Consider the following 21,231-nt stretch of genomic DNA (forward strand, 5'->3'; position numbering starts at 1 on the left):
GCCAACAAGGCACTTGGGCAACATCAGGCCCATTGAAATAAAGTCAGATCCTGCCGCAACTCGCCCCGCTCGCACCGGCTTTCGAAATTCGACGCGCCCCGTGTGAACCGGGCGCACGCGCCGGTGCCCCTCGCACGCTCCCGGCGCGCGGAACTCCGTAGTCCACTGGTATCGGCCCTTCTCGGAGGCCCCGCGCAGGACGGCGGCTCTCCCGCGCGAAACCGGCCGCCGGCCCCGATCCTCCCGCCCTCGGTCGGCGGCCCCGAGGGCGGGGCCCGGACCGGGCGGCGGCACCGGCCCCGCGGCCCCCCTTGGGCGCCGGCGTCTCAGATCTGCCAGGAGCGGAGGCGGTCGGCCGCGCCGTAGACGTCGGCCTTGCCGGAGATGAGGTCACGGGTGAGATCGACGAGCGCGCCGTAGGGCGGGTCGATGCCGACGCCACTGACGAACATGTACGCCACCGCCGCCGAGCACGCGAAGCGGGCGTTGGCGGCCGGCAGCGGCTTGAGCAGCGCCAGGGTGTGCAGCAAAGCTGCGGCCCGCCAGGCCGGGTCGGAGTCGACGCCGAGGCGGGGCGGGTCCACGCGGTGCCGGGCGACGGCGGCGACGAGCGCGGAGAAGTCGTTGACCGTGGGCTGGTCGGGCAGCACCTCTTCGTGACGCTGGAGCAGCCAGGGCACGTCGATGTGGATGACGGGTGCCATGGGTCAGGCGACCCGTCCCTCACGCCGGGCGGGCGGCTCGTCCTCGGGGAAGGCAGCGGCGAACTCGTCCGCGTGCGCGGCGAAGAAGCGGCGGAACACCTCCGCACCCTCCTGGAGCGCCCGGTGCCGCACGATGTCGGCCGCGGCGGCCTCCCGGACGAGGGCCTTCATCGACGTACCGCGTTCCTTGGCGATCTGCCGCAGGTCCTCTAGCTCGCGGTCGCTGAACTCCACGTTGAGAGCTGGCATGCCATCACGGTACCGCGCGGGTACTTACTCGTAAATATCCACTGGTCAGAAGCTATGAGCGGCGGTACCCGCAGGATACCGAAGCAGCGGGGAGCGGGCCGTCCTCGCGTGCCCCGTCCACGGCGTCGATGTGACTGCCGGCCGACCGCCCCGGCGACCGTCGGGCGCCCGCCCGTGAGGTCGTCGGGGCGGGCGCCGGGTCGGTCAGACGGCCTTCCGCCCCGTGAGGGCGAGCAGCCGCTCCAGTGGCGTCGCGTCGGGGGCGGCCTCGACCTCGGGGCCGAAGGCCCCGCCGGCGCGGGCGCCGTCGGCGATCCGCGTGGCGACGGCCGTCGCGGTGGCGATCACGTCGTCGTCCGCGGCGAAGGGCTGACCGGTGGCGGTCGCCAGGTCCCAGCCGTGCACCGTCAGCTCCATGATGGTGATCATCCCGGCGAGCGGGGCGGGGCAGGTGTCCGGGCCGAAGGATGTGTCGCCCTGCCAGGCGTCCGGGTCGCTCCAGGCGGCGACGAGCCGGTCGACGAGCGGCGGGAACACCACCCAGGGCGGCTGGTTCAGCGTCGTCGGCGCGTCGGCGGGCACCGGCTGCTTCACCGCCGCGTGCTCGCCCATGACGAGCGTGCCGAGGAGGTGTTCGCCGAGCCGGTGGACATCGAAGTCGGCGCAGGGCGTGGGCAGTTCGCGCTTTCCGTCGAGTGCGGGCCGCCCGGCGTGGGCCAGCAGCCCGCGGGCGGCGCGGGCGAGCTGGTCGCCGAGTACGGCGGGGTTCGCGTTCATGGGGTTGCTCCTGTTCGAAGGGCCGGCCCGTCGGCGGGCTCGGCTCCGTCCTGATGACGGACCCGGGGCCGACGGCCGGACCGCCGGGAACCCGGACGGTCCTGCACAGACGGACCGGGCTCGACCGCGAAAGGAATCGGACCCTCGGGAACGGGGCCAACGGGGCGTGGGGCCACCCGGGCGGGGGCGTGTCGAGAGCGGACCCGCCGCGGCACGGGCCACCCGGACGCGGGCCTGTGGAGTACGGGCCCGCCGCGGCACGGGCCACCCGGACGCGGGGCGAGTCCGGGGCCAGGCAGGCACCGGCCACCCGGACACGCGGCACCGCAGGCAGGGACCCGCCCAGGCACTCACCCGGACACAGGGCCTGTCGAGTGCGGAGCGCCCCGGGTGCGGGGCGTGCAGGCAAGGGCTCCCCGAGCATGGACCCACCCGAGCATGGAGCACCCAGGCTCGGACCTCCCGACCACGGGCCCGTCGGGCAGGTGGCCACCCGGACCCGCGGCCCGCGGGCCATGGGCCCACCCGGACACCCGGCCCGCCGGCCATGGGCCCAGCCGGACCCGGGATGCCCGTCGAGCACGGACCCTGCCCGCCGCGCGGCCATCCGGCGCGGGGCTCCGCCGACGCTCGCGACCACCCGGCCCGCCGCGTCGCCCGCGACCTCTGCCTCTGCCTCTGCCTCTGCCTCTGCCTCTGCCGCGGCAGAGGCTCGGCGCGCGGCCCGTGCCCGGCAGCGACCCCGCGCCCGGCGGTCGGAGGGAGCCGGCGTTCGCCCGGGCTCCGGCGGTCGGAGGGAGCCGGCATCCGCCCGGAGCCCGACAGCTCGGGCAGCCAGGGCCCGTCCACCCCGTGGCCAGCGGTCGGCACACGGTCCGGTCAGGCCTGCCACAGCCCGCGCCTGCGGTAACCGGCCTCCCAGAACAGGCGGTTGAGGACACGCACCGGTGGCGGCATGGTGCCGAAGAAGGCGGCGCGGTCGGCGGGCGCGGCGCCGTCGACGATCCAGGGCACGAAGAGGGCCGCCCCGCGCAGACCCTGCGTCTCGCGGATGCGCCCGGTGAAGGCGCTCCAGTCGGCGGGGGTCAGCACCTCCTGGACGAGGGGCAGAGCACTCCTCTCCTCGTGGGCCAGGTGATCGTCGAGGGTGATGGTCAACGCCCTTACAAGTCCGGGGAGTTCGTCCAGCCGGTCCGTCAGGGCGGCGTCCACGGCGGCGAGCTGCGGGTCCAGCCGGCCGTGCTCCGCCTCCATCTCCGCGAGGAGCGCGAGGTCCTCGGGGCGCCCCTCGACCCTGCGCTGCACGCGCGGCCACAGGTCGCTGTCCTCGGCCGTGTGGTGGATGTGCAGCTGCTTCCTGAAGTTCTCCCAACCGGCCCGGACCGGCGGCGAGAAGGCGGAGCCGTCCGCGGCCGCCTTGCCGAGCCGCTCCAGGTCGCGCCGGAAGGCGTCGTGCGCGGCGTACATCACGGTGAGGTCGATGCTCATGAGGTGGCTTCCTCCAGTTCGGGTTCGTACACGGGAAGGGCGTGCGGGTTGGCCGACGGTCCGCGATGCCGGCGTACGGCCAGGCAGGCGAGCGCACCCGTCAGCAGGACTCCGGCGGAGACCAGGAGCGCCGGGCCCATCGCGTCGACGAATCCGTGGCCGAAGACCTGACCGCCGAGCGCCCGCATGCGGTCGGCGACGTCGTGCGGCACACCGGACGGGGCAGCGGCCGACCGCCGGGCGCCGACGTCGGACTCCGCCTCGGAGAAGGCGGCGACGAAGCCGTCCCGGTAGGAGGCGGGGAGCTGTCCGGCGCGCTGCCGGGCCTGGTCGGTGAGCGAGGCGGCGAGCTGCGCCTGGAGCACGGCACCGACGACGGCGCCCGCGAGCACGGAACCCACCTGGCGCAGCGCGTTGTTGACGCCCGAGGCGGCTCCGGACAACCGGACCGGGACGTTGCGCATGACCTCCGTGGCCATCGGCGTGAAGGTGCAGCCCGCCCCCAGCCCGGCCAGGAGGAGCGGAAAGGCGACCGTCGTCCAGCCGGACCCGGCGTCCGCCACGACCGCGATCCACAGCAGCGCGGCGGCCCAGGCCAGCAGGCCCGCCATCAGGATGAACTTGCCGCCGATCCTGTCGGCGAGGACACCGGCGGGGCCGGCCGTCACGAACGAACCGAGGGCCAGGGGCAGCAGCACGAGGCCGGACTTGAGCGCGCTGAAGCCCAGCACCGACTGGAGGTAGATCGTCAGCGGCAGGAACAACCCGATGACGCCGAAGGACACCGTGATGCCCACCAGGTTGACGAGCGTGAAGTTGCGGTCCCTGAAGAGCGAGAACGGCACGAGCGGGTCACGGGTCTGCCGGCCGCGCTCATGCAGCAGGAAGCCGGCGAAGAGCACCGCCGCGGCGCCGAACAGTGACCGGATCCAGCCGTTCCAGTCGTAGCGCTGTCCCTCCGTCAGGCCGAAGGCCAGACAGAACAGGGCACTTGAGGCGAGCAGCACGTCGGCGGTGTCGAAGCGGTGGCGCACGGTGCGGCGGGAAGCGGGAACGACCGCGGCGGCGAGGGCCAGGACGAGCACTCCGAGCGGCAGATTGACGAAGAAGATCCACCGCCAGTCGAGCCGGGTGATGAGCGCTCCCCCGATGATCGGTCCGAGCGCGCCGGAGATCCCCGCGACGGCGCCCCAGACACCCATCGCGGCGCCCCGCCGGTCGGCCGGGAACACCTCCGTGATGATCGACAGGGTCTGCGGCATGAGCAGCGCCGCGCCCAGCCCCTGGACCGCGCGGAAGGCGATCAGTTGGGCCGGGTCCTGCGCGAGGGCGCAGGCCAGGCTGGCGAGCGTGAACACGGCGACGCCCGCCATGAACAGATTCCGCTTGCCGCGCAGGTCGCCGAGCCGGCCCGCGGTGATCAGCAGGACGGCCAGCGCGAGGGTGTAGGCGTTGACGACCCACAGGATCTCGTCGAGGGAGGCGTCCAGGTCCTGGCCCATGTCGGGGATCGCGATGTTCACGATCGTCAGGTCGAGCAGGGTCATGAAGAACCCCAGGGAGAGCGTGACGAGGATCGCCCATGGGTTGCCGTGCCATTTCTTGAACACGATGTGTGTCTCCTTGTGCCGGAGCTGCGAACTCGCGTTCAAGAGGGCGCTCCCGCCGACGGGTGTGACGCCGGACGAGCGCCCTGAGACATACGTCACATCCGGCCCGTCGGGTGTCACATTCGGACCGCCTCCGCCCCTCGCAGTAGTGAGCACACCAAGGGAGGCGAGGCATGTCCGAGAGCCACCGAGCGGGGACCGGCGGCGTGGGTCCGGGCGCGGGTCGCGCGCCGGCCGGCGCCGTCGAAGGGGGGTCGCGTCCGCGTGGCGCGTCACCCGGCGGCGCCGAAAGGCCCGGCGCGCCCGACTGGACGTCGCCGGGCCGCCGTTCGGGGACGCTCCAGGAGGACGGGCCGCACGGCACGAACGGCGGGGCGGACGGCACGAACGGCAGGGCGAGAGGCACGCAGGGCGACGGGGCGGGCCGCCCGAAGGGCGGGCCGGGCGCCGGAACCGGCGGGCCGGGCACCGGAAACGGCAGGCCGGGCGGCGCGGACGGCGCGACGCGGGTCTTCGTGGACCACCGCGAGCTGCTGTTCGCGATCGTCTACAACATGCTCGGCAGCGTCGCCGACACCGAGGACGTGCTCCAGGAGACCTGGCTGTCCTGGCAGGGCCGCGCCGGCCGCTCCCCGCTGGACGGGATCGCCAACCCGCGCGCCTACCTGGTCCGGATCGCCGTGAACCAGGCGCTCGCCCGGCGCGCCGCCATCACCCGCCGCCGGGAGACCTATGTGGGCCCCTGGCTGCCGGAACCGCTGCTCGACGAACCGGCCCCCGCCGGCGCCGCCGATGACCGGACCCTGCGCTCCGAGTCCGTGTCCCTGGCGATGCTCGTGGTGCTGGAGTCGCTGACCCCGCTGGAGCGCGCGGTCTTCGTCCTCAACGAGGTGTTCGGCTACGCGCACACCGAGATCGCCGGAGTCCTCGACCGCAGCCCCGCCGCGGTGCGCCAGCTCGCCCACCGGGCCCGGCAGCACGTGCACGCGCGCCGGCCGCTGTACCGGGCCCACCCCCGGGTGCGCCGGCAGGCGACCGAACGCTTCGTGGAGGCCGCGCTGGGCGGTGACATCACCGCGCTGATGGAGATCCTGGCGCCGGACGTCACGGTGTGGACGGACGGCGGTGGCAAGACCCCGCGGGCCGGGCTGCGGCCGGTGCACGGGCGGGACAAGGCGGCCCGGCTGTTCGCCGGTTACGCGACCCGCCGCGCGACCGGTCTGGACATCCGCTACCGGCGGGTCAACGGCGACGACTCCGCCGTGATCTTCGAGGGTGACTCCCCGTACGCCGTCATGGTCATGAACCTCGCGCCCGACGGCGAGCACGTCCGCGACGTCTACATCGTCACCAACCCCGAGAAGCTCGCGCACGTGCGGCGCGAGGAGGAGACGGACGGCCAGGAGGGCAGGCAGCCATGACGACCGGCGAACGGCACGGGACGGTCACCCGTGCGCACAGCGCCGCCGAGGGCCCCGACACCGGGACCGCGGCACGCCCGGCGGGCACGGCGTCGTCCGGCGAGCGTGTGGCGGACTGGTTCGACGGCCGGCTCGGCATCCACGCCTTCGGCGCGAAGTACCTGCGCAAGGTGTTCCCGGACCACTGGTCCTTCCTGCTCGGCGAGATCTGTCTCTACAGCTTCGTCGTGCTGGTCCTGACCGGGGTGTACCTGACGCTGTTCTTCCACCCGTCGATGAACGAGGTCGTCTACCACGGCAGTTATGTGCCACTGAACGGCATCCGCATGTCCGAGGCGTACGCGTCGACCCTCGACATCAGCTTCGACGTGCGCGGCGGACTGCTCATCCGGCAGATCCACCACTGGGCGGCGCTGATCTTCCTGGCGGCGATGCTGACGCACATGATGCGGCACTTCTTCACGGGGTCGTTCCGCAGGCCCCGCGAGGTGAACTGGCTGTTCGGCTGGACTCTTCTGCTCCTCGGCTTGTTCGAGGGCCTGTTCGGCTATTCGCTGCCGGACGACCTGCTGTCGGGGACCGGCATGCGGTTCGTGGACGGGGCGCTCCTGTCGGTGCCCGTCGTCGGCACGTATCTGTCGATGTTCCTCTTCGGGGGCGAGTTCCCGGGCCATGACATCGTGCCGCGCTTCTACTCGCTGCACGTACTGGTGATCCCCGGCATCATGGCCGCGCTCGTGGTCGCGCACCTGATCCTGGTCGTGTACCACAAGCACACCCAGTTCGGCGGGCCGGGCAGGACCGAACGCAACGTCGTGGGAACGCCGTTCATGCCGGTGTACATGGCGAAGGCGGGCGGATTCCTGTTCCTGGTGTCCGGTGTCATCACGCTGATCGCGGCGGTCGCCAGTATCAACCCGGTCTGGTCGTACGGCCCCTACCGCGCCGACCAGGTGTCGACGGGCGCCCAGCCCGACTGGTACCTGGGCTTCGCCGAGGGCCTGGTGCGGGTCATGCCGGGCTGGGAGATCACGCTGTGGGGCCACACCCTGGTGCTCGGCGTGCTCATACCGATCGTCGTCTTCCCGTTGCTGCTGGTCCTCATCGGCGTCTACCCGTTCGTCGAGGCCCGGGTCACCGGGGACCGGCGCGAGCACCATCTGCTGGACCGGCCGCGCAACCGTCCGGTGCGCACCGCGCTGGGCGCCGCGTGGATCAGCCTCTATCTCGTCCTGCTCGCGGGCGGCGGCAACGACATCGTGGCGACGCGCTTCCATCTGTCGATCAACACCGTGACGTGGACGGTGCGGATCGCCCTGCTGGTGGTGCCGGCCGTCGTCTTCGTCGTCACCCGGCGCGTCTGTCTGGGCCTTCAGCTGCGGGACCGTGAACTGGTCGCGCACGGCCGTGCGACAGGGGTCGTCAGACGCCTGCCGCACGGCGAGTACGTCGAGGTCCACCGGCCCCTCGACCGTGCCGAACTCCACACGCTGACCGAGCACGAGCGGCGTGGGCTGCCGCCCGCCCACCCGGCCGGCCCGTCAGGCGGCGGGGACCTCCAGGCGGCTGATCCTGATCGCGCCGTCGGACGCCCCCGGGTGGGCGCCGGTCATGACGAGACGCAGCCGTGAGCCGCGCACCGCGTCGAAGGTGATCACGGTCGGGGCGTCGGACGTGGTGGCGCGGTCGAGGACCGCCCCCTTCACGGGCACGTACCGCTCGCCGTCCCACACGGAGACCTCGACGGAGGCGGGCTGGGCGTGGGTCGCGTCCACGGTGAAGGACACCTCGACGCGGTCGACGGTGCGCGGGCGCGCCCAGGTGACCGAGACCCAGTCCTCGGCACGGGGGCCGTCGAAGGCCGGCAGCAGGGCCGTCGCCGACTTGTGGAAGGCGTTGGACCACCCGGTGCCGGCGTCGCCGTCGAGCATGGCGGCGGGCAGGGTGTCGGGGCGGCCCGAGTAACTGGCGTCCGCGTACGGATAGTTCGGGGCCGCCGGGTGGTCGGGCCCGAACACCGGCGCCGGAGTGGTCGCTCGCGACCCGGCCCGGGTCGTGCGCACGCTCGTGGTCACTCTGCGCAGGCCCTCCGCCCGGGCCGTCACCTTCAGGGTGCCCGACTTCGTCCCGGACCGGACGATGGCGAGCGCCTTGCCGTGGAAGGCGGTGCGGGTCGCGGCCTGATAGCGCTCGGCGCTCTCCTGCCGGCCGTTGTCGAGTCCGGCGACCGAGCCGCCGTCGACGTCGAAGGCGATCCGGTGCTCCGCGTCGGGCACGAGAACGCCGTGCGCGTCGACGACCTCCGCGGTCACGAACACGAGGGAGCGCCCGTCGGCGGGCAGCGACGTGCGGTCCGGGGTGAGGCGTATCGCGTGGGGGGCTCCCGCGGTGCGCAGGACGTCCGTCGCGACGACCTTGCCCCCGCGGCGGGCGACGGCCTTCAACTCGCCCGGCTCGTAGGCGACCTTCCAGGTGAGGTGGAGCTTGCCCGCGCTGCCGTTGGGGCTGGTGTAGCTGCCGGGGTAGGGGCCGTCGGTGAAGGTCTTGTCGTCGCCGGTCGCCTCGGTGGTCTCCAGGTAGGTGCGGCCGTCGGTGGTCTTCTTGGTGTCGAACCGGCGTGTGCCGAGGGATGTGCCGTTGAGGAGGAGTTCGACGGTGTCGACGTTCGCGTAGGCCCAGACCTCGACCGTGTCGCCCGGCTCGTGGTTCCACGTCATGGGCACGAGATGGACCATGGGCTCGGTCGTCCACTGGCTCCTGAAGAGGTGGTACATGTCCTTCGGGAAGCCCGCCGTGTCGACGGCGCCGAAGAAGGAGGCCTTCACCGGGAAGACGTCGTACGGGGTGGGCTCGCCGATGTAGTCGATGCCCGACCACAGGAACTCGCCCGCGAACCACTTGCGGTCCCGGTCCTTCTTGTGGCCGTACTCGCCGCTCATCGTCCAGGAGGCGAGGTTGTTGTCGTACGAGGAGGTCGCCCGCCGGCCGGGGGTGTGGTTCTCCCCGGTGTTGAGGTGCTGGGGCTCCTGGTAGGCGCCCCGGGTCGAGGTCTCGGAGGACGACTCGGACTCGAAGAGGAACAGGTGCGGGTAGGCGGCGTGCAGGTCGTCGACCGACTTGGCGGTGTTGTAGTTGAGGCCGAGCCCGTCCAGTTTGGCGAGCATGAGGTCGGCCGCCGAACCCTTCGCCGGCAGGCGGCGGTACTTGTCCGAGCCGATCACCAGCGGCCGGGTGTCGTCGGCGGCCCTGACGGCGGCGATGATCCGGTCGGCCATGGCGAGTCCGGCCGTGGAGGTCGAGTCGGGGATCTCGTTCCCGATGGACCACAGCACCACGGCGGGTGAGTTGCGGGCGGCGAGGACCATCTCGGTGGCGTCCTTCTCGCACCACTCGTCGAAGAACCGCCCGTAGTCGTACTTCGTCTTCCCGGTGCGCCAGCAGTCGAAGGCCTCCACCATCATCACGATCCCCAGTTCCTCGCAGACCTGGATCATCTGCGGGGAGGGCGGATTGTGCGAGGTCCGGAAGGCGTTGACACCCATCGACTTCATGACGGTCATCTGGCGGCGCACCGCGTCGAGGCTCACGGCCGCGCCGAGAGCGCCCTGGTCGTGGTGGAGGTCGACGCCCTTGATCTTGGCGTGGGTGCCGTTGAGGTGGAAGCCCTCGTCCGGGTCGAAGCGGAAGGACCGGATGCCGAAGGGGGTGCGGCAGGTGTCGACGGTCGTGCCGCCGGTGCGCAGTTCGGTCTCCAGCGTGTAGCGGTGCTGCGGCGTCGCGAAGTCCCACAACCTGGGCGCGGGCACGGAGAGTTCGTGGGTCTCGTCGGCCTGCTCGGCGACGGTCGCCGTGGTGGTCGTCCGGGCGGCCGTCCGGCCGTCGGGGTCGAGGATCCGGGAGATCACCTGGACCTCGGCCGGGGTGCCCGACGCGTTGACGACGGTCGTCCGCACCCGTACGAGCGCCCGCTCCTTCGTGATCTCCGGCGTGGTGACGTGGGTGCCCCACCGCTGGACGTGCACCGGCTCGGTGACGACCAGGCGTGCGTCGCGGTAGATGCCGCTGCCCGAGTACCAGCGACTGCTGGGGAGTTGGTTCTGCACCTTCACGGCGATGACGTTCGGGGTACTGCCGTCCGTGTGCAGCAGTCCGGTGAGGTCGAGGGCGAAACCCGTGTAGCCGTAGGGGTGTCGGCCGACCTCGGTGCCGTTGCAGTACACGTAGGAGTCCATGTACACGCCGTCGAACTCCACGGACACCCGCTTGCCGGCGTACGCGGGCGGCAGGGTGAACGTGGTGCGGTACCAGCCGAGACCGCCGGGGAAGAATCCCGTCCCGCTGGTGGTGCCGTGCTCGGTGGTGGGGGTCTGCTCGATGCTCCAGTCGTGCGGTACGGCCACCTCGCGCCACGCCGAGTCGTCGTGGCCCGGCCGCGCGGCGTCCGCGTAGGCGCCGGTGGGGTCGGTGACACCGCCCGGGTCGACCAGGGCGAAACGCCAGCCGTCGCGCAGTTCGACGGTGTGCCGCCCCGGGGTGTGCCCGGCCGCGGCCCGGGCGTCGGCGGCGCCCGTGAGTGCGCCGGCCGCGGGCACGGCCGTGCCTGCGATCAATACCGCTCTTCGTGTGACCGTCATGGCGGCTCTCCCTCATCAGGACCCAGAAGTCATCACAACTGATCGTGAACAAACAGATTCTGACGAGGCGACACACACGGCCGTCAAGGGTGCGGAACTCACTTCCGACCCACCGAACACATCCGCCGGAAATCCGCCCTCCGGATGTCGTCCCGTCGGCCCGTGTTCAGGGGTGCGCAGGGCGCCCACGCACTAGGCTGGAACCCGAGTGACGCGCTTGTTCACTGTGAGTGTGCGCAATGGAGTGGCGACGATGAGCCCGGTCCACCACCTCGACGAGGCAGCCACGGCACGGGCGGTCATCGACGAGCACGGAACCCTGATCCACTGGAGCGAGGGGGCCCGCCGACTGCTGGGGTACCCGCCCGACGAGGTCGAGGGCCGCCCCGCGACGGCACTGCTGGACCACACCGTCGCCGCCGCACCGTCAGAACCCGCCGGCGACCGCTGGAGCGGCACCCTGCCACTGCGCCACCGGGACGGCCACGTCCTGCCGGTGTGGCTGCTGGCGCACCGCCGCGACGAGGGCGACGGCTGGTTCGTCGTCACCCCCCTCACGGTCGCGGAACCGCCGCCCCGGGACGACCCGCTGATCCGGGCGGTCCTCTCCCAGTCGCCCTGCGCCACGGCCGTCTACGACACACGACTGCGGCTGCTCGGGATCAACGACGCGATGGCCGGGGTGCTCGGCCTCGTGGAGGACCGTATCCGGGGTCTGCGGATCTCCGAGATCGGTGGCAAGCGAGCAGGCGAGCGGCTGGAGGAGGACATGTACGACGTCCTCGCCTCCGGACGGGGCCGTGACGTGGAGACCACCATGCGGACGGGCGGCGAGGGCCGCCCGCACGCCTGGCTGGCCCGGATGGCCCCGCTCACCGACACCGACGGACAGGTGCGCGGCGTCTGTGTGGTCGCGCACGACTTCACCGAGCAGTACAAGGCCCGTGAGCGGCTGCAACTGGTCAACGAGGCGAGCGTGCGCATCGGCACCACCCTCGACGTCACCCGGACGGCCCAGGAGCTCGCCGACGTCTGTGTGCCCGTGCTCGCCGACTTCGTCCGCGTCGACCTGCTCGACCCCCCGGAACCGGGCACCGAGCCGCAGGCCGGCCGGCCGACCGCTCCGGTCACCCTGCGCCGGGCCGCCCACCAGTCGGTGCTCCCCGGCTCCCCCGAGGCGCTCGTCAAGCCCGGTGACGTCGACGTCTACCCCGCGTCCTCGCCCCAGGCGGACGCCGTGGTCACCGGCCGGACGGTCGTCACCGCGGACGTCGCGACGGCGTTGCGGACCTGGCTGTCCGAGGACGAACGGCGCGGGCGACGCGTCGCCGAGTACGGCATCCACGCCACGATGGCGGTGCCCATCCAGGCCCGCGGCCAGACGCTCGGCGTGGCCGTCCTGACCCGCTACCGGCGGCCCGACCCCTTCACCCCGGACGACGCCCTGCTCGCCGAGGAGGTCACCGCCAGGGCCGCCGTCTGCATCGACAACGCGCGCCGGTTCTCCCGCGAGCGCGAGACCGCCCTCGCCCTGCAACGCAGCCTGCTGCCGCAGTCGCTGCCCCGCACCGCGGCCGTCGACGCGGCCTCGCGCTACCTTCCCGCGGCGCGCGCCGGGGTCGGCGGCGACTGGTTCGACGTGATCCCGCTGTCCGGGATGCGGGTCGCCATGGTCGTCGGCGACATCGTCGGCAACGGCATCCAGGCCTCGGCGACCATGGGGCGGCTGCGCACCGCCGTCCGCACGCTCGCCGACATCGACCTGGCCCCCGACGAACTGCTCACGCATCTCGACGACCTGGTCGTCCGGCTGTCCGTGGAAGCCGGGGCCGAGGGCGTCACCGGCGAGATGGGCGCCACCTGTCTGTACGCCGTGTACGACCCGGTCTCCCGGCGGTGCACGCTCGCCCGTGCCGGACATCCGCCGCCCGTCATCCTCCGCCCCGGCGGCTCGCCCCACCTCGTCGACCTCCCCGCCGGGCCGCCGCTCGGGCTGGGCGGCCTGCCCTTCGAGGCGGTGGAACTCGACCTGCCCGAGGGCACGGTGCTCGCCCTCTACACCGACGGGCTGATCGAGGGCCGCGACCGGGACCTCGATGCCGGCCGACGCCTGCTGTTCCGGGCCCTGGAGCAGCCGTCGCGCTCCTTGGACGAGGCGTGTCACGCGATCCTCCAGTCCCTGCTGCCCGTCGGCGGCGCCCTGGACGACGTGGCCCTGCTGCTCGCGCGCACGCGCGGCCTGGCCGCCTCCCAGGTGGCCACCTGGGACATCCCGGCGGACCCCGCCCTCGTCGCCCCGATCCGCAAGCAGGTCGTCGAGCAACTGGACCACTGGGGGCTGAGCGAAGTGACGTTCACCGCCGAGCTGGTGGTCAGCGAACTCGTCACCAACGCCATCCGGTACGGGGAGCCGCCGATCCGGCTGCGCCTCATCCACGACCCCGACACGCTGATCTGCGAGGTCTCCGACAGCAGCCACACCGCGCCGCACCTGCGCCGGGCGAAGATCTTCGACGAGGGGGGCCGCGGGCTGCTGCTCGTCGCCCAGCTCACGCAGCGCTGGGGCAGTCGGCACACGCCGGAGGGCAAGACCATCTGGGCGGAGCTGACGCTGCTCGGCGAGGAGTGACGGCCGCAGCGGGGCGGGGCACCGGGCGTTTGATGTGATGGTGGGGCGTCACGACCATCCTCGGAGGACCGAACTCTGAACAGCCCGCTCGGCCCGGGCGGCCCCGCCGCCGCCGGCACCCCGCTCGCCCAGGCCCTCTCCGCCCCCCTCGGCAGCCCGTTCGCCGAGGCTCTTTCCGTCACCCTGCTCGTCGTCGTCCTCGTCTGCGCGGTGGTCCGGCCCTTCGGCTGGCCCGAGGCGGTGGTGGCGGTGCCTGCCGCGGCACTGGTGGTCGTCACGGGCGCGATCTCCTTGGACCACGTCCGCGCCGAGGCCGCGCATCTCGGTCCGGTGATCGGCTTCCTGGCGGCGGTTCTCGTGCTGGCCCGCTTCTGCGACGACGAGGGGCTGTTCCGAGCCTGCGGCGCCTGGATGGCGCGCTGGGCGAAGGCCCGCCCCGGACGGTTGCTGACCGCCGTCTTCGCGCTCGCCTCCGCCATCACGGCCGTGCTCAGTCTCGACGCGACCATCGTGCTGCTCACCCCGGTCGTGTTCGCGACGGCGGCCCGGATGGGAGCCCGCCCCAAGCCGCACGTGTACGCCTGCACCCATCTGTCGAACACGGCCTCGCTGCTCCTGCCGGTCTCCAACCTCACGAATCTGCTCGCGTTCACCACCAGTGGCCTCAGCTTCACCCGGTTCGCCGCGCTGATGGTCCTTCCCTGGCTGGTCGCGATCGGCGCCGAGTACGTGGTCTTCCGGCGCTTCTTCGCCCACGACCTGGGCGCGGCGGCACCCGAGCCGGGTGCCGAGGAGCCGCCGGAGATCCCCCTGTTCGCCCTGGTCACCGTGGGTTGCACCCTGGCGGGCTTCGTCGCCGCCTCCGCGCTCGGCATCGACCCGGCGTGGTCCGCGGCGGCGGGTGCGCTGGTGCTGGCCGGGCGCGCGCTCGCGCGGCGCCGGGCCACCCCGCTGACCGTCGTGAAGGCCGCGGCGCCGTCGTTCCTCGCCTTCGTACTGGCCCTGGGCGTCGTCGTCCGGGCGGTCGTCGACAACGGTCTGGCCGACGCGCTGGGCCGGCTCCTGCCGGACGGCAGCGACCTGCCCGCCCTGCTCGGCATCGCCGCGCTCGCCGCCGTGCTGGCCAACCTGATCAACAATCTGCCCGCGGTCCTCGTCCTGTTGCCGCTGACCGCGGCGTCCGGCCCCGGCGCCGTGCTGGCCGTCCTCCTCGGCGTCAACATCGGGCCGAACCTGACCTACGCGGGTTCCCTCGCGACGCTGTTGTGGCGGCGTATCGTGCATCAGCACGAACACGGCGTCGATCTCAAGGAGTTCACCCGGCTGGGTCTGATCGCCGTGCCCGCGGCGCTGATCCCCGCCGTACTGGCACTGTGGTTGTCTCTCCAGGTCGTCGGAGGCTGATGAGCATGCGGGTGGTCGTCTGGCTGGTCGAGGGGACGTGGCCGGCGTGCGTGGACGCCGTGCGCGGGCACGTGCCCGGCACCGCCGAGGTGGTCCTGCTGCACGTCTCGGAACCCGACGTGCCCGGTCTGGCGCACGGCGCGTTCGCCGGACTGCTCGGCCGTGCGCGCTCCGAGCCCGACCCGGGCGACCGGATGGAGACGCTGGGCACCACCTCGGCCGCGCGGCTGCTCGACGCGGCGGCGCGGCGGCTGGACCGTCCGGCCGCGAAGCTGGAGCGCGCGGGGCGCGCCGAACGGGAGGTCGTGGCCGCCGCCGAGGGCGCCGACCTGCTGGTACTGGCCCGTGACGGCGACCGGGCGCACCTCGGCCCGCGCAGTCTGGGACCGGCCGGACGGTTCGTCGTCGACCACGCGCCCTGCCCGGTGCTGCTGGTGTGGCCCGAATCGCCGCCGGACGTCGCTACGTTGCCGCCGCCTCCCCCGCACCCGTGATGGCCGCGTTCCGGTAGGCGCCCGGCGGCATGCCGTAGCGCTGCCGGAAGACACGGTTGAAGTGGAAGGCGCTGGTGAAGCCGGAGGCCGCGGCCACTCGTCCCACGGGCAGTTCGGTGGCTTCCAGGAGCCGGGCCGCGTGCAGCAGCCGCGCGTCGCGGAGCGCCCGCATCGGGGACCGGCCGAGCTGCTCCGTAAACAGGTGCGCGAAGCGGGACGGCGAGAGGGAGACCGCCGCGGCCAGCGACCGTACGGAGTGCGGCACGCTCGGGTCGGCGGCGATCAGGGACTCGGCGTGCCGGATCCGCGCGTCGACACCGGGGCCGCGGTGCTCGGCCCGCGCCGTGGCGAGCAGCACGATCTCCTCCAGCGAACAGAGCGTCAGCTCCCGGGCGGCGGTGCCGTGCGCCACCGCGACCCCGCCGGGGGCCGGCCGCACCGGACCGGGTGGCGGTCCGGCCCCCGTCCAGCGGGCGTCGGAGTACATCCGCCGGAAAGCGGTCTCGATACGGCTCCGAAGCGGACCGGCGCCTGTCGCGTCCGGCCCGCCGGGTCCCGCGTCGACGGTGACGAGGCCACCGGCTTGTGTGTCGCGGCCGACCGGCCCGCCGGAGGCCGTGCCTCCGCCGACCAACCCGCCGAATTCCGCGCCGCCGCCGACCGGCCCGCCGGATTCCGCGCCGCCGGATTCCGCGCCGCCGGTGTCCGGCCGACAGGGGTCCGCGCCGCCGGCGACCGGCCCGCCGGTGTCCGGGCGACAGGGGTCCGTGCCGCCGGCGACCGGCCCGCCGGATCCCGCGCCGCCGCCGACCGGCCCGCCTGATTCCGCGGCGTCCGTCTCCGGTCGGACCGCGTACAGCCCGTCGGTGAGCGCGTACGGCCGCAGCCGGGCCACCCAGGCGGGGCGGGCCTGGCAGTGCGCCCACCAGAACGCCCAGTGCCCGGCGCCCGGTTCGACGGAGTAGCGGTGCGCGGTGCCGGGTCCGAGAACCACCAGGTCCCCCGCGCGTGTCACGGTCCGGGCCGCGCCCTGTTCGAGCAGACCGTGGCCGCCGGTGGTCCAGGTGAACAGCCAGCTGTCCGAGCCGCGCGGGCGGTTGACTCGGTAGCCGGGGCGCTGGTCGAAGCGGCCGATCGTCACCAGGCCGGGCGGCGGCGACGGAGCGGCAGCCCCGGACAACTCGTCAGCACGCACAGGCATCCTCCGCTGGAACGCACCGGCCTAGCGTGGAACACCTGGCACACCGGGCGGAAGGGGCGGTCTCATGGCAGTCGGGGACAACAGCGGGGTACGGCGTCCCGCGAAGGCTTCCGGGCCGCGGCGGTGGGGCGCCGAGTTCGCGGAGCGGGGATTCGTCGTGGAGCGCGGCCTGTTCACCACCGCCGAGATCGACGAACTGTGCGCCGAGTTCACCGCGCTGCACGCCGCGGGACCGGTCCCGGGGCATTTCGAACCCCGCGCCGCGGAGAGCGACGGCCCGGCCGACCCGCTGCACACCCATCCCCGCGTCATGCACCCGCACCGCATCAGCGCCCCGGCGCTGCGCCTCCTGCTCGACCCCCGGCTGCGCGAGGTGCTGGAGTCCCTGCTGGGCGAGGAGGTCCTGGCCGCGCAGAGCATGTTCTACTTCAAGCCGCCCGGCGCCCGCGGCCAGGCGCTGCATCAGGACAACTTCTATCTGCGGGTCGAGCCGGGCACCTGTGTGGCGGCCTGGATCGCCTGTGACGCGATCGACCGCGAGAACGGCGGTCTGGAGGTCGTGCCGGGCACGCACCGCATGGACCTGTTCTGTCCCGAGGAGGCGGACCCCGAGGTGTCCTTCGCGCGCGAGTACGTCGCGCCGCCGCCCGGCCTCGCCCCCGTACCCGTCGACATGGCCCCCGGCGACGTGCTGTTCTTCAACGGCAGCCTCGTGCACGGTTCCGGCCCCAACCGCAGCGCCGACCGTTTCCGCCGCTCCTTCATCGGCCACTACGCCGGCCGTTCCGCGCAACGCATCGGCCGCTTCTACCGGACGCTGACGATGAACGGGTTCCCTGTCGCCCTGCCGGAGAGCGAGGGCGCGGGGCCCTGCGGCACCGAGTTCGCGCCGACCGGCCCGCACTGACGGTCAGGACGGCTCCTCGGGCAGCACGTCCCGCAGTTGCGCCCGCGCGGTGATGCCGAGCTTCGGGAAGATCCGGTAGAGATGGAAGCCGACCGTGCGCGGCGACAGGAAGATACGTTCTCCGATCTCGCGGTTGGTCAGGCCCGCGGCCGCGAGGCGGGCGATCTGGACCTGCTGCGAACTCAGTTCGGCGAGCGCGTCGTGGGACGTGGCCGACGGGGTGCCGGGGGTGACGCCCGCGGCACGCAGCTCGGCGCGGGCCCGCTCGGCCCACGGGCGGGTGCCGAGCCGTTCGAAGACCTCCAGGGCCGCCGTGTACAGCGGGCGTGCCGCCGACGCGCGGCGCCGCCGGCGCAGCCACTCCGCGTAGTCGAGGCGGACCTGGGCCCGTTCGAAGGGCCACCGGTCGCCCGCCGGATCCGCCAGCGCCGCGACGAAGTGCCGTTCGGCGTCGTCCGGTTCGGCGAGCAGGGCGCGGGCCCGGTGCACGATCGCGTCCAGCCGCGGGGACACCTCGCCCTCGGCGAGCCGCGTCAGCGTCGCGTCGAGGACGAGCCGCGCGTCCTCGGTGCGCCCCGTGCGTACGGCGGCGGCCGCGAGGTCGCCGAGGTAGTAGTCGGACGCGTGGTAGTGCAGGGGCGCGGGCCGCGGGTCCTGGGTGTAGACGGCTCGGAAGCGGTCGTAGGCCGCCGCGTGGTCGCCCTCGGCGAGCGCGGCGGCGCCCAGCGCGTAGTGCGCGCGCACCTGGAGGCTGCGGCAGTGCGGCAGGTCGATGCCGTGCACGGCGCGCTGCACGGTGGCGCGGGCGGCCTCGGTGTCGCCGCTCAGCGCGAGCAGCGTGGCGCGCAGCAGCGGCGCTCCGACGGCCACGTTCTCCAGTCCGGCCTCCGCCGCCGTGCGGTATCCCTCGTCGAGCGCCGCGCGGCACTCCGACCAGGCCCCGCTCTCGTGCAGGGCCAGTGCGAGCGCCTGCGCGACGGTCGCGTTGGCGCCGGAGGTCGGGGACCGGCGCAGGTGTTCCAGGGCTCCGCCGAGCAGGCGCACCGCCTCGGCGGTCTCGTCGAGCACCCAGGCGGCGCCGCCCGCGACGACCATACGGGTCAGCGGGACGTCGGCCTCGGCCCCCGCCTCGGGTTCGGGCAGGGGTTCGCTCCAGCCCTCGGCGAGCAGCGCGAGCGCCCGCCGCCGGTTGCGTACGGGGTCGCAGCCTGCCAGGACCCAGAGGCGGGGCGTCTCGTCCAGCTGGGTCGGCACCCGTTCCAGGGTGCGCAGGATCCGCTCCCGGTGTTCGGGGGCGCCCGAGTTGTACGCGGGCGTGGTGGCGGTACCGAGGGCGTCGAGGGCGAGGCCGGGATGCGTGTCGGCGGCCGCTTCGGCGACCGGCAGCAGGAAGCCCAGCGCGCCCGCGAACTGGGTGGTCACGGCGAGCGCCCAGCCGGCGCGGAGGGAGGCCTCTGCGAGCAGCTCGGGGTCGTCGGTGAGGGTGGCGACGCGGGCGCTGATCTCCCCCACCCAGCGGGGGTGTCCGGCGTACATCGCCATGGTGGCGGCCCGCACCAGGCGCCGGGCGCGGACGGCGGGGTCGGGGCTGAGCCTGGCCGCGCGTTCCAGGGCCGTCGCGGCGGCCGCGTAGCCGCCGCGGCGCTGCGCCCGCGCCGCGCTGTCCTCCAGTTCCCGGGCGGCGTCCTCGTCCACTCCGGACACGGCGGCCGCGTGGTGCCAGGCGCGGCGGTCCGGGTCGCCCGCGAGCGCGTCGGCCAGCTTGCGGTGGGCGGTGTGGCGTTCGGCGTAGGTCGCGGCCTGGTAGACGGCGGAGCGGATCAGCGGGTGGCGGAAGCGTATGCGGCCGTCGTCGATGCGGACGAGCCCGGCGCGTTCGGCGGGCAGCCAGTCGTCCGGGGTGGCCGACTCCCCGGCGGCCGCGTGGATGGCGGCGAGTTCGGCGCTCTCCGCGGCGGCGGCGAGGAGCAGCAACTGCCGTGTGCTGTCGGGCAGTCCGGGCAGGTCGGCGGCGAAGATGGCTTCCAGCCGGTCGGTGAGGGGCAGCGCACCGTCCTCGGCGGCCCCGGGGTCGCGCCCGACGGCCCGGGCGAGCTCGACGAGGGCCAGCGGCACGCCCGCCGCCTGTTCCAGGACGCGGGAGCGGGCCCGGCCGGACGGTGGACGCGGCTGGCGGTCCAGGAGCCGTCCGGCCGCCGCGCGGTCGAGCGGTTCCACCGTGACGCGGCGTATCTCGCGGGTGAACTGCGCGGGTACGAGGGTGTCGCGGGCGGCGACGAGCAGAGCGACCGGTTCGCCTTCCAGCCGCCTGGCCACGAACGCGAGGACGTCGAGCGTGCCCACGTCCAGCCAGTGCGCGTCGTCGACCACCAGCAGCAGCGGACCGCGTTCGGCGGCGTCGGACAGCAACGTCAGGGCGCCGAGCGCGGTCAGCATCGGATCGGACGCCGGGCCGGTGGCGTCGTCGAGTCCGAACACGCCCAGCAGTGCGGCCCGTTGGCGTGCCGGCAGTCCCTCGGCCAGGTCGAGCACGGGCCGCAGGAGCTGGTGCAGTCCGGCGAAGGAGAGCTGCGACTCGCTCTCGCTGCCGCGGCAGCGCAGCACCCGTACGCCGGCCCGCCGGGCGAGGCGGGCGGCGGCGTCCAGCAGGACGCTCTTGCCCGCGCCCGGAGCGCCCGCGAGGGCCACGGAGGCCGTCCCGCCCGCCGCCAGCTCCTCCACCAGGCGGGTGAGCAGGCCGAGTTCGGGCTCGCGCCCGACGATCCATTCGTCACCGGCCGACGTCATGCGGCGGGCCCCGGGAGCGTCTCGGAGGTGAACCGGAGGACCGCGTCGGCGACCCCTCGGGGGTTCTCGAGGAGCATCGCGTGGGTGCCGTCGATCCCGGCCACGCTCACCGTGGGGCGCTCGGCGGCCAGGAGGTCGAGATCCCTGGCGAGCCCCCGGCCGTACGCGGTCATCAGCTCGTCGAACCAGTCCACGCCGGGGACCGGCGGCACGGGGCGCAGGGCGCGCCCCAGCAGCAGCGGTACGGGTACCCGCCAAAAAAGGGCGAACAGGTCGAGCGATTCGATCGCGGCGAGCATCTCCAGTGCGCGGTCGTGCTCCGGCCGCAGCTCCAGCCGCCCGTCCGGCCGTTCGGCGACCGAGCGCCGGACGCCCGCCTCCAGCAGGTCGTAGGGGATGCCGAGCTGTCCGGACAGCTCGCGCTGCCTGGCGAGTTCCTGCGCGAGCCCGTCGGCCGGCAGCGGACCGCGGGCCGACGCCGCCTCCGCCATCTGACGCACCTGGGCGAGCCGTTCCTCGACGTACGCCGGGTCGAGGCCCACGTACTGGTCGGGGCGGCCCCAGGCGTAGCCGTCGAGGTTGACCGCGCCGGGCACGGCGTCCGGGTGGGCCAGCGCGTGCAGGACGGCGACCATCCCGCCGAGGGAGTGGCCGACCGGCAGCGCGTCCGGGATGTCGTGCTTCTCCAGCACCGCCTCGATGTCGGCGAGCACCCCGGGGAAGTTCCAGGGCCCGGAGGGCGAGAGACCGTGTCCGCGGAGGTCCACGGCGAGCACCCGGTGGCGGCGGGCGAGCAGCGGGGCGACGGCCGCCCAGTCCGCGAGGGTGCGGCCCGCGCCGTGCAGCAGGAGCAGGGGCGGCCCGTCGCCCCCGTGGTCGTGCACGGCCAGTGAGATACGGTCTCCGGTCATGTCCTGACAATAAGC

General features: G+C 73.7%; 15 protein-coding genes. 6 read left to right on the forward strand and 9 right to left on the reverse strand.

Annotated features, from left to right (window positions below):
• Nucleotides 1-326: 326 nt before the first annotated feature.
• The 5 genes from ABEB03_RS23090 to ABEB03_RS23110 form a co-directional block, all read right to left on the reverse strand.
• Nucleotides 327-704 carry a toxin Doc gene (locus ABEB03_RS23090; protein ID WP_345652473.1) on the reverse strand — a complete coding sequence of 126 codons (378 nt, stop codon included), beginning with the start codon at nt 702-704 and terminating at the stop codon, nt 327-329.
• A 3-nt stretch (nt 705-707) separates the two neighbouring features.
• Nucleotides 708-953, reverse strand: coding sequence for a hypothetical protein (locus tag ABEB03_RS23095; RefSeq protein WP_345652476.1), 246 nt, complete (start codon nt 951-953; stop codon nt 708-710).
• Between the two features lie 204 nt (nt 954-1,157).
• Nucleotides 1,158-1,730 (reverse strand): TIGR03086 family metal-binding protein, encoded by a 573-nt coding sequence (locus ABEB03_RS23100; RefSeq protein ID WP_345652479.1) that lies wholly within the window; start codon nt 1,728-1,730, stop codon nt 1,158-1,160.
• Nucleotides 1,731-2,609: 879 nt separating this feature from the next.
• Nucleotides 2,610-3,218 carry a hemerythrin domain-containing protein gene (locus ABEB03_RS23105; RefSeq protein WP_345652482.1) on the reverse strand — a complete coding sequence of 203 codons (609 nt, stop codon included), beginning with the start codon at nt 3,216-3,218 and terminating at the stop codon, nt 2,610-2,612.
• Entirely contained in the window at nt 3,215-4,828 is a 1,614-nt protein-coding gene (locus ABEB03_RS23110) for an MFS transporter (RefSeq protein WP_345652485.1), read from the reverse strand. The genes ABEB03_RS23105 and ABEB03_RS23110 overlap by 4 nt, the downstream gene beginning before the upstream one ends.
• Before the next feature lie 515 nt (nt 4,829-5,343).
• Here ABEB03_RS23110 and ABEB03_RS23115 point away from each other — a divergent pair.
• Both ABEB03_RS23115 and qcrB read left to right on the forward strand, forming a co-directional pair.
• Nucleotides 5,344-6,249 carry a sigma-70 family RNA polymerase sigma factor gene (locus tag ABEB03_RS23115; RefSeq protein WP_345652726.1) on the forward strand — a complete coding sequence of 302 codons (906 nt, stop codon included), beginning with the start codon at nt 5,344-5,346 and terminating at the stop codon, nt 6,247-6,249.
• Complete coding sequence (qcrB, locus tag ABEB03_RS23120) at nt 6,246-7,880, forward strand: cytochrome bc1 complex cytochrome b subunit (RefSeq protein ID WP_345652487.1); 1,635 nt, start codon at nt 6,246-6,248, stop codon at nt 7,878-7,880. Before ABEB03_RS23115 ends, qcrB begins: the two co-directional genes overlap by 4 nt.
• Here qcrB and ABEB03_RS23125 read toward each other — a convergent pair.
• Nucleotides 7,791-10,883 carry a glycoside hydrolase family 2 TIM barrel-domain containing protein gene (locus ABEB03_RS23125; RefSeq protein ID WP_345652490.1) on the reverse strand — a complete coding sequence of 1,031 codons (3,093 nt, stop codon included), beginning with the start codon at nt 10,881-10,883 and terminating at the stop codon, nt 7,791-7,793. The genes qcrB and ABEB03_RS23125 overlap by 90 nt on opposite strands.
• A 253-nt stretch (nt 10,884-11,136) precedes the next feature.
• Between ABEB03_RS23125 and ABEB03_RS23130 the strand changes: the two genes are divergently transcribed.
• From ABEB03_RS23130 to ABEB03_RS23140, 3 genes are all read left to right on the forward strand, one after another.
• The gene (locus ABEB03_RS23130; RefSeq protein ID WP_345652491.1) at nt 11,137-13,512 is read left to right on the forward strand and encodes a SpoIIE family protein phosphatase; all 2,376 of its coding nucleotides are present in this window, start codon (nt 11,137-11,139) and stop codon (nt 13,510-13,512) included.
• 183 nt (nt 13,513-13,695) lie between these two features.
• Complete coding sequence (locus ABEB03_RS23135) at nt 13,696-14,916, forward strand: SLC13 family permease (protein WP_345652729.1); 1,221 nt, start codon at nt 13,696-13,698, stop codon at nt 14,914-14,916.
• 5 nt (nt 14,917-14,921) lie between these two features.
• Nucleotides 14,922-15,410 carry a universal stress protein gene (locus ABEB03_RS23140; RefSeq protein WP_345652732.1) on the forward strand — a complete coding sequence of 163 codons (489 nt, stop codon included), beginning with the start codon at nt 14,922-14,924 and terminating at the stop codon, nt 15,408-15,410.
• Here ABEB03_RS23140 and ABEB03_RS23145 read toward each other — a convergent pair.
• Nucleotides 15,379-16,605, reverse strand: coding sequence for an AraC family transcriptional regulator (locus ABEB03_RS23145; RefSeq protein WP_345652494.1), 1,227 nt, complete (start codon nt 16,603-16,605; stop codon nt 15,379-15,381). The genes ABEB03_RS23140 and ABEB03_RS23145 overlap by 32 nt on opposite strands.
• Nucleotides 16,606-16,675: 70 nt before the next feature.
• Between ABEB03_RS23145 and ABEB03_RS23150 the strand changes: the two genes are divergently transcribed.
• Complete coding sequence (locus ABEB03_RS23150) at nt 16,676-17,518, forward strand: phytanoyl-CoA dioxygenase family protein (protein WP_345652497.1); 843 nt, start codon at nt 16,676-16,678, stop codon at nt 17,516-17,518.
• Nucleotides 17,519-17,521: 3 nt separating this feature from the next.
• On the opposite strand, the gene ABEB03_RS23155 is transcribed toward ABEB03_RS23150, so the two are convergent.
• Together ABEB03_RS23155 and ABEB03_RS23160 are read right to left on the reverse strand one after the other, a co-directional pair.
• Entirely contained in the window at nt 17,522-20,305 is a 2,784-nt protein-coding gene (locus ABEB03_RS23155) for a helix-turn-helix transcriptional regulator (protein ID WP_345652500.1), read from the reverse strand.
• Entirely contained in the window at nt 20,302-21,216 is a 915-nt protein-coding gene (locus ABEB03_RS23160) for an alpha/beta fold hydrolase (protein ID WP_345652505.1), read from the reverse strand. Before ABEB03_RS23160 ends, ABEB03_RS23155 begins: the two co-directional genes overlap by 4 nt.
• Nucleotides 21,217-21,231 lie beyond the last annotated feature (15 nt).

Source organism: Streptomyces siamensis (assembly GCF_039543605.1).
Lineage (GTDB): Bacteria > Actinomycetota > Actinomycetes > Streptomycetales > Streptomycetaceae > Streptomyces > Streptomyces siamensis.

Bases quoted from the DNA above. Each gene is read 5' to 3' on its own strand.
- ABEB03_RS23090 (WP_345652473.1), bottom strand. From the start codon at position 704: ATGGCACCCGTCATCCACATCGACGTGCCCTGGCTGCTCCAGCGTCAC.
- ABEB03_RS23095 (WP_345652476.1), bottom strand. From the start codon at position 953: ATGCCAGCTCTCAACGTGGAGTTCAGCGACCGCGAGCTAGAGGACCTG.
- ABEB03_RS23100 (WP_345652479.1), bottom strand. From the start codon at position 1,730: ATGAACGCGAACCCCGCCGTACTCGGCGACCAGCTCGCCCGCGCCGCC.
- ABEB03_RS23105 (WP_345652482.1), bottom strand. From the start codon at position 3,218: ATGAGCATCGACCTCACCGTGATGTACGCCGCGCACGACGCCTTCCGG.
- qcrB (WP_345652487.1), top strand. From the start codon at position 6,246: ATGACGACCGGCGAACGGCACGGGACGGTCACCCGTGCGCACAGCGCC.
- ABEB03_RS23125 (WP_345652490.1), bottom strand. From the start codon at position 10,883: ATGACGGTCACACGAAGAGCGGTATTGATCGCAGGCACGGCCGTGCCC.
- ABEB03_RS23130 (WP_345652491.1), top strand. From the start codon at position 11,137: ATGAGCCCGGTCCACCACCTCGACGAGGCAGCCACGGCACGGGCGGTC.
- ABEB03_RS23140 (WP_345652732.1), top strand. From the start codon at position 14,922: ATGCGGGTGGTCGTCTGGCTGGTCGAGGGGACGTGGCCGGCGTGCGTG.
- ABEB03_RS23150 (WP_345652497.1), top strand. From the start codon at position 16,676: ATGGCAGTCGGGGACAACAGCGGGGTACGGCGTCCCGCGAAGGCTTCC.
- ABEB03_RS23155 (WP_345652500.1), bottom strand. From the start codon at position 20,305: ATGACGTCGGCCGGTGACGAATGGATCGTCGGGCGCGAGCCCGAACTC.
- ABEB03_RS23160 (WP_345652505.1), bottom strand. From the start codon at position 21,216: ATGACCGGAGACCGTATCTCACTGGCCGTGCACGACCACGGGGGCGAC.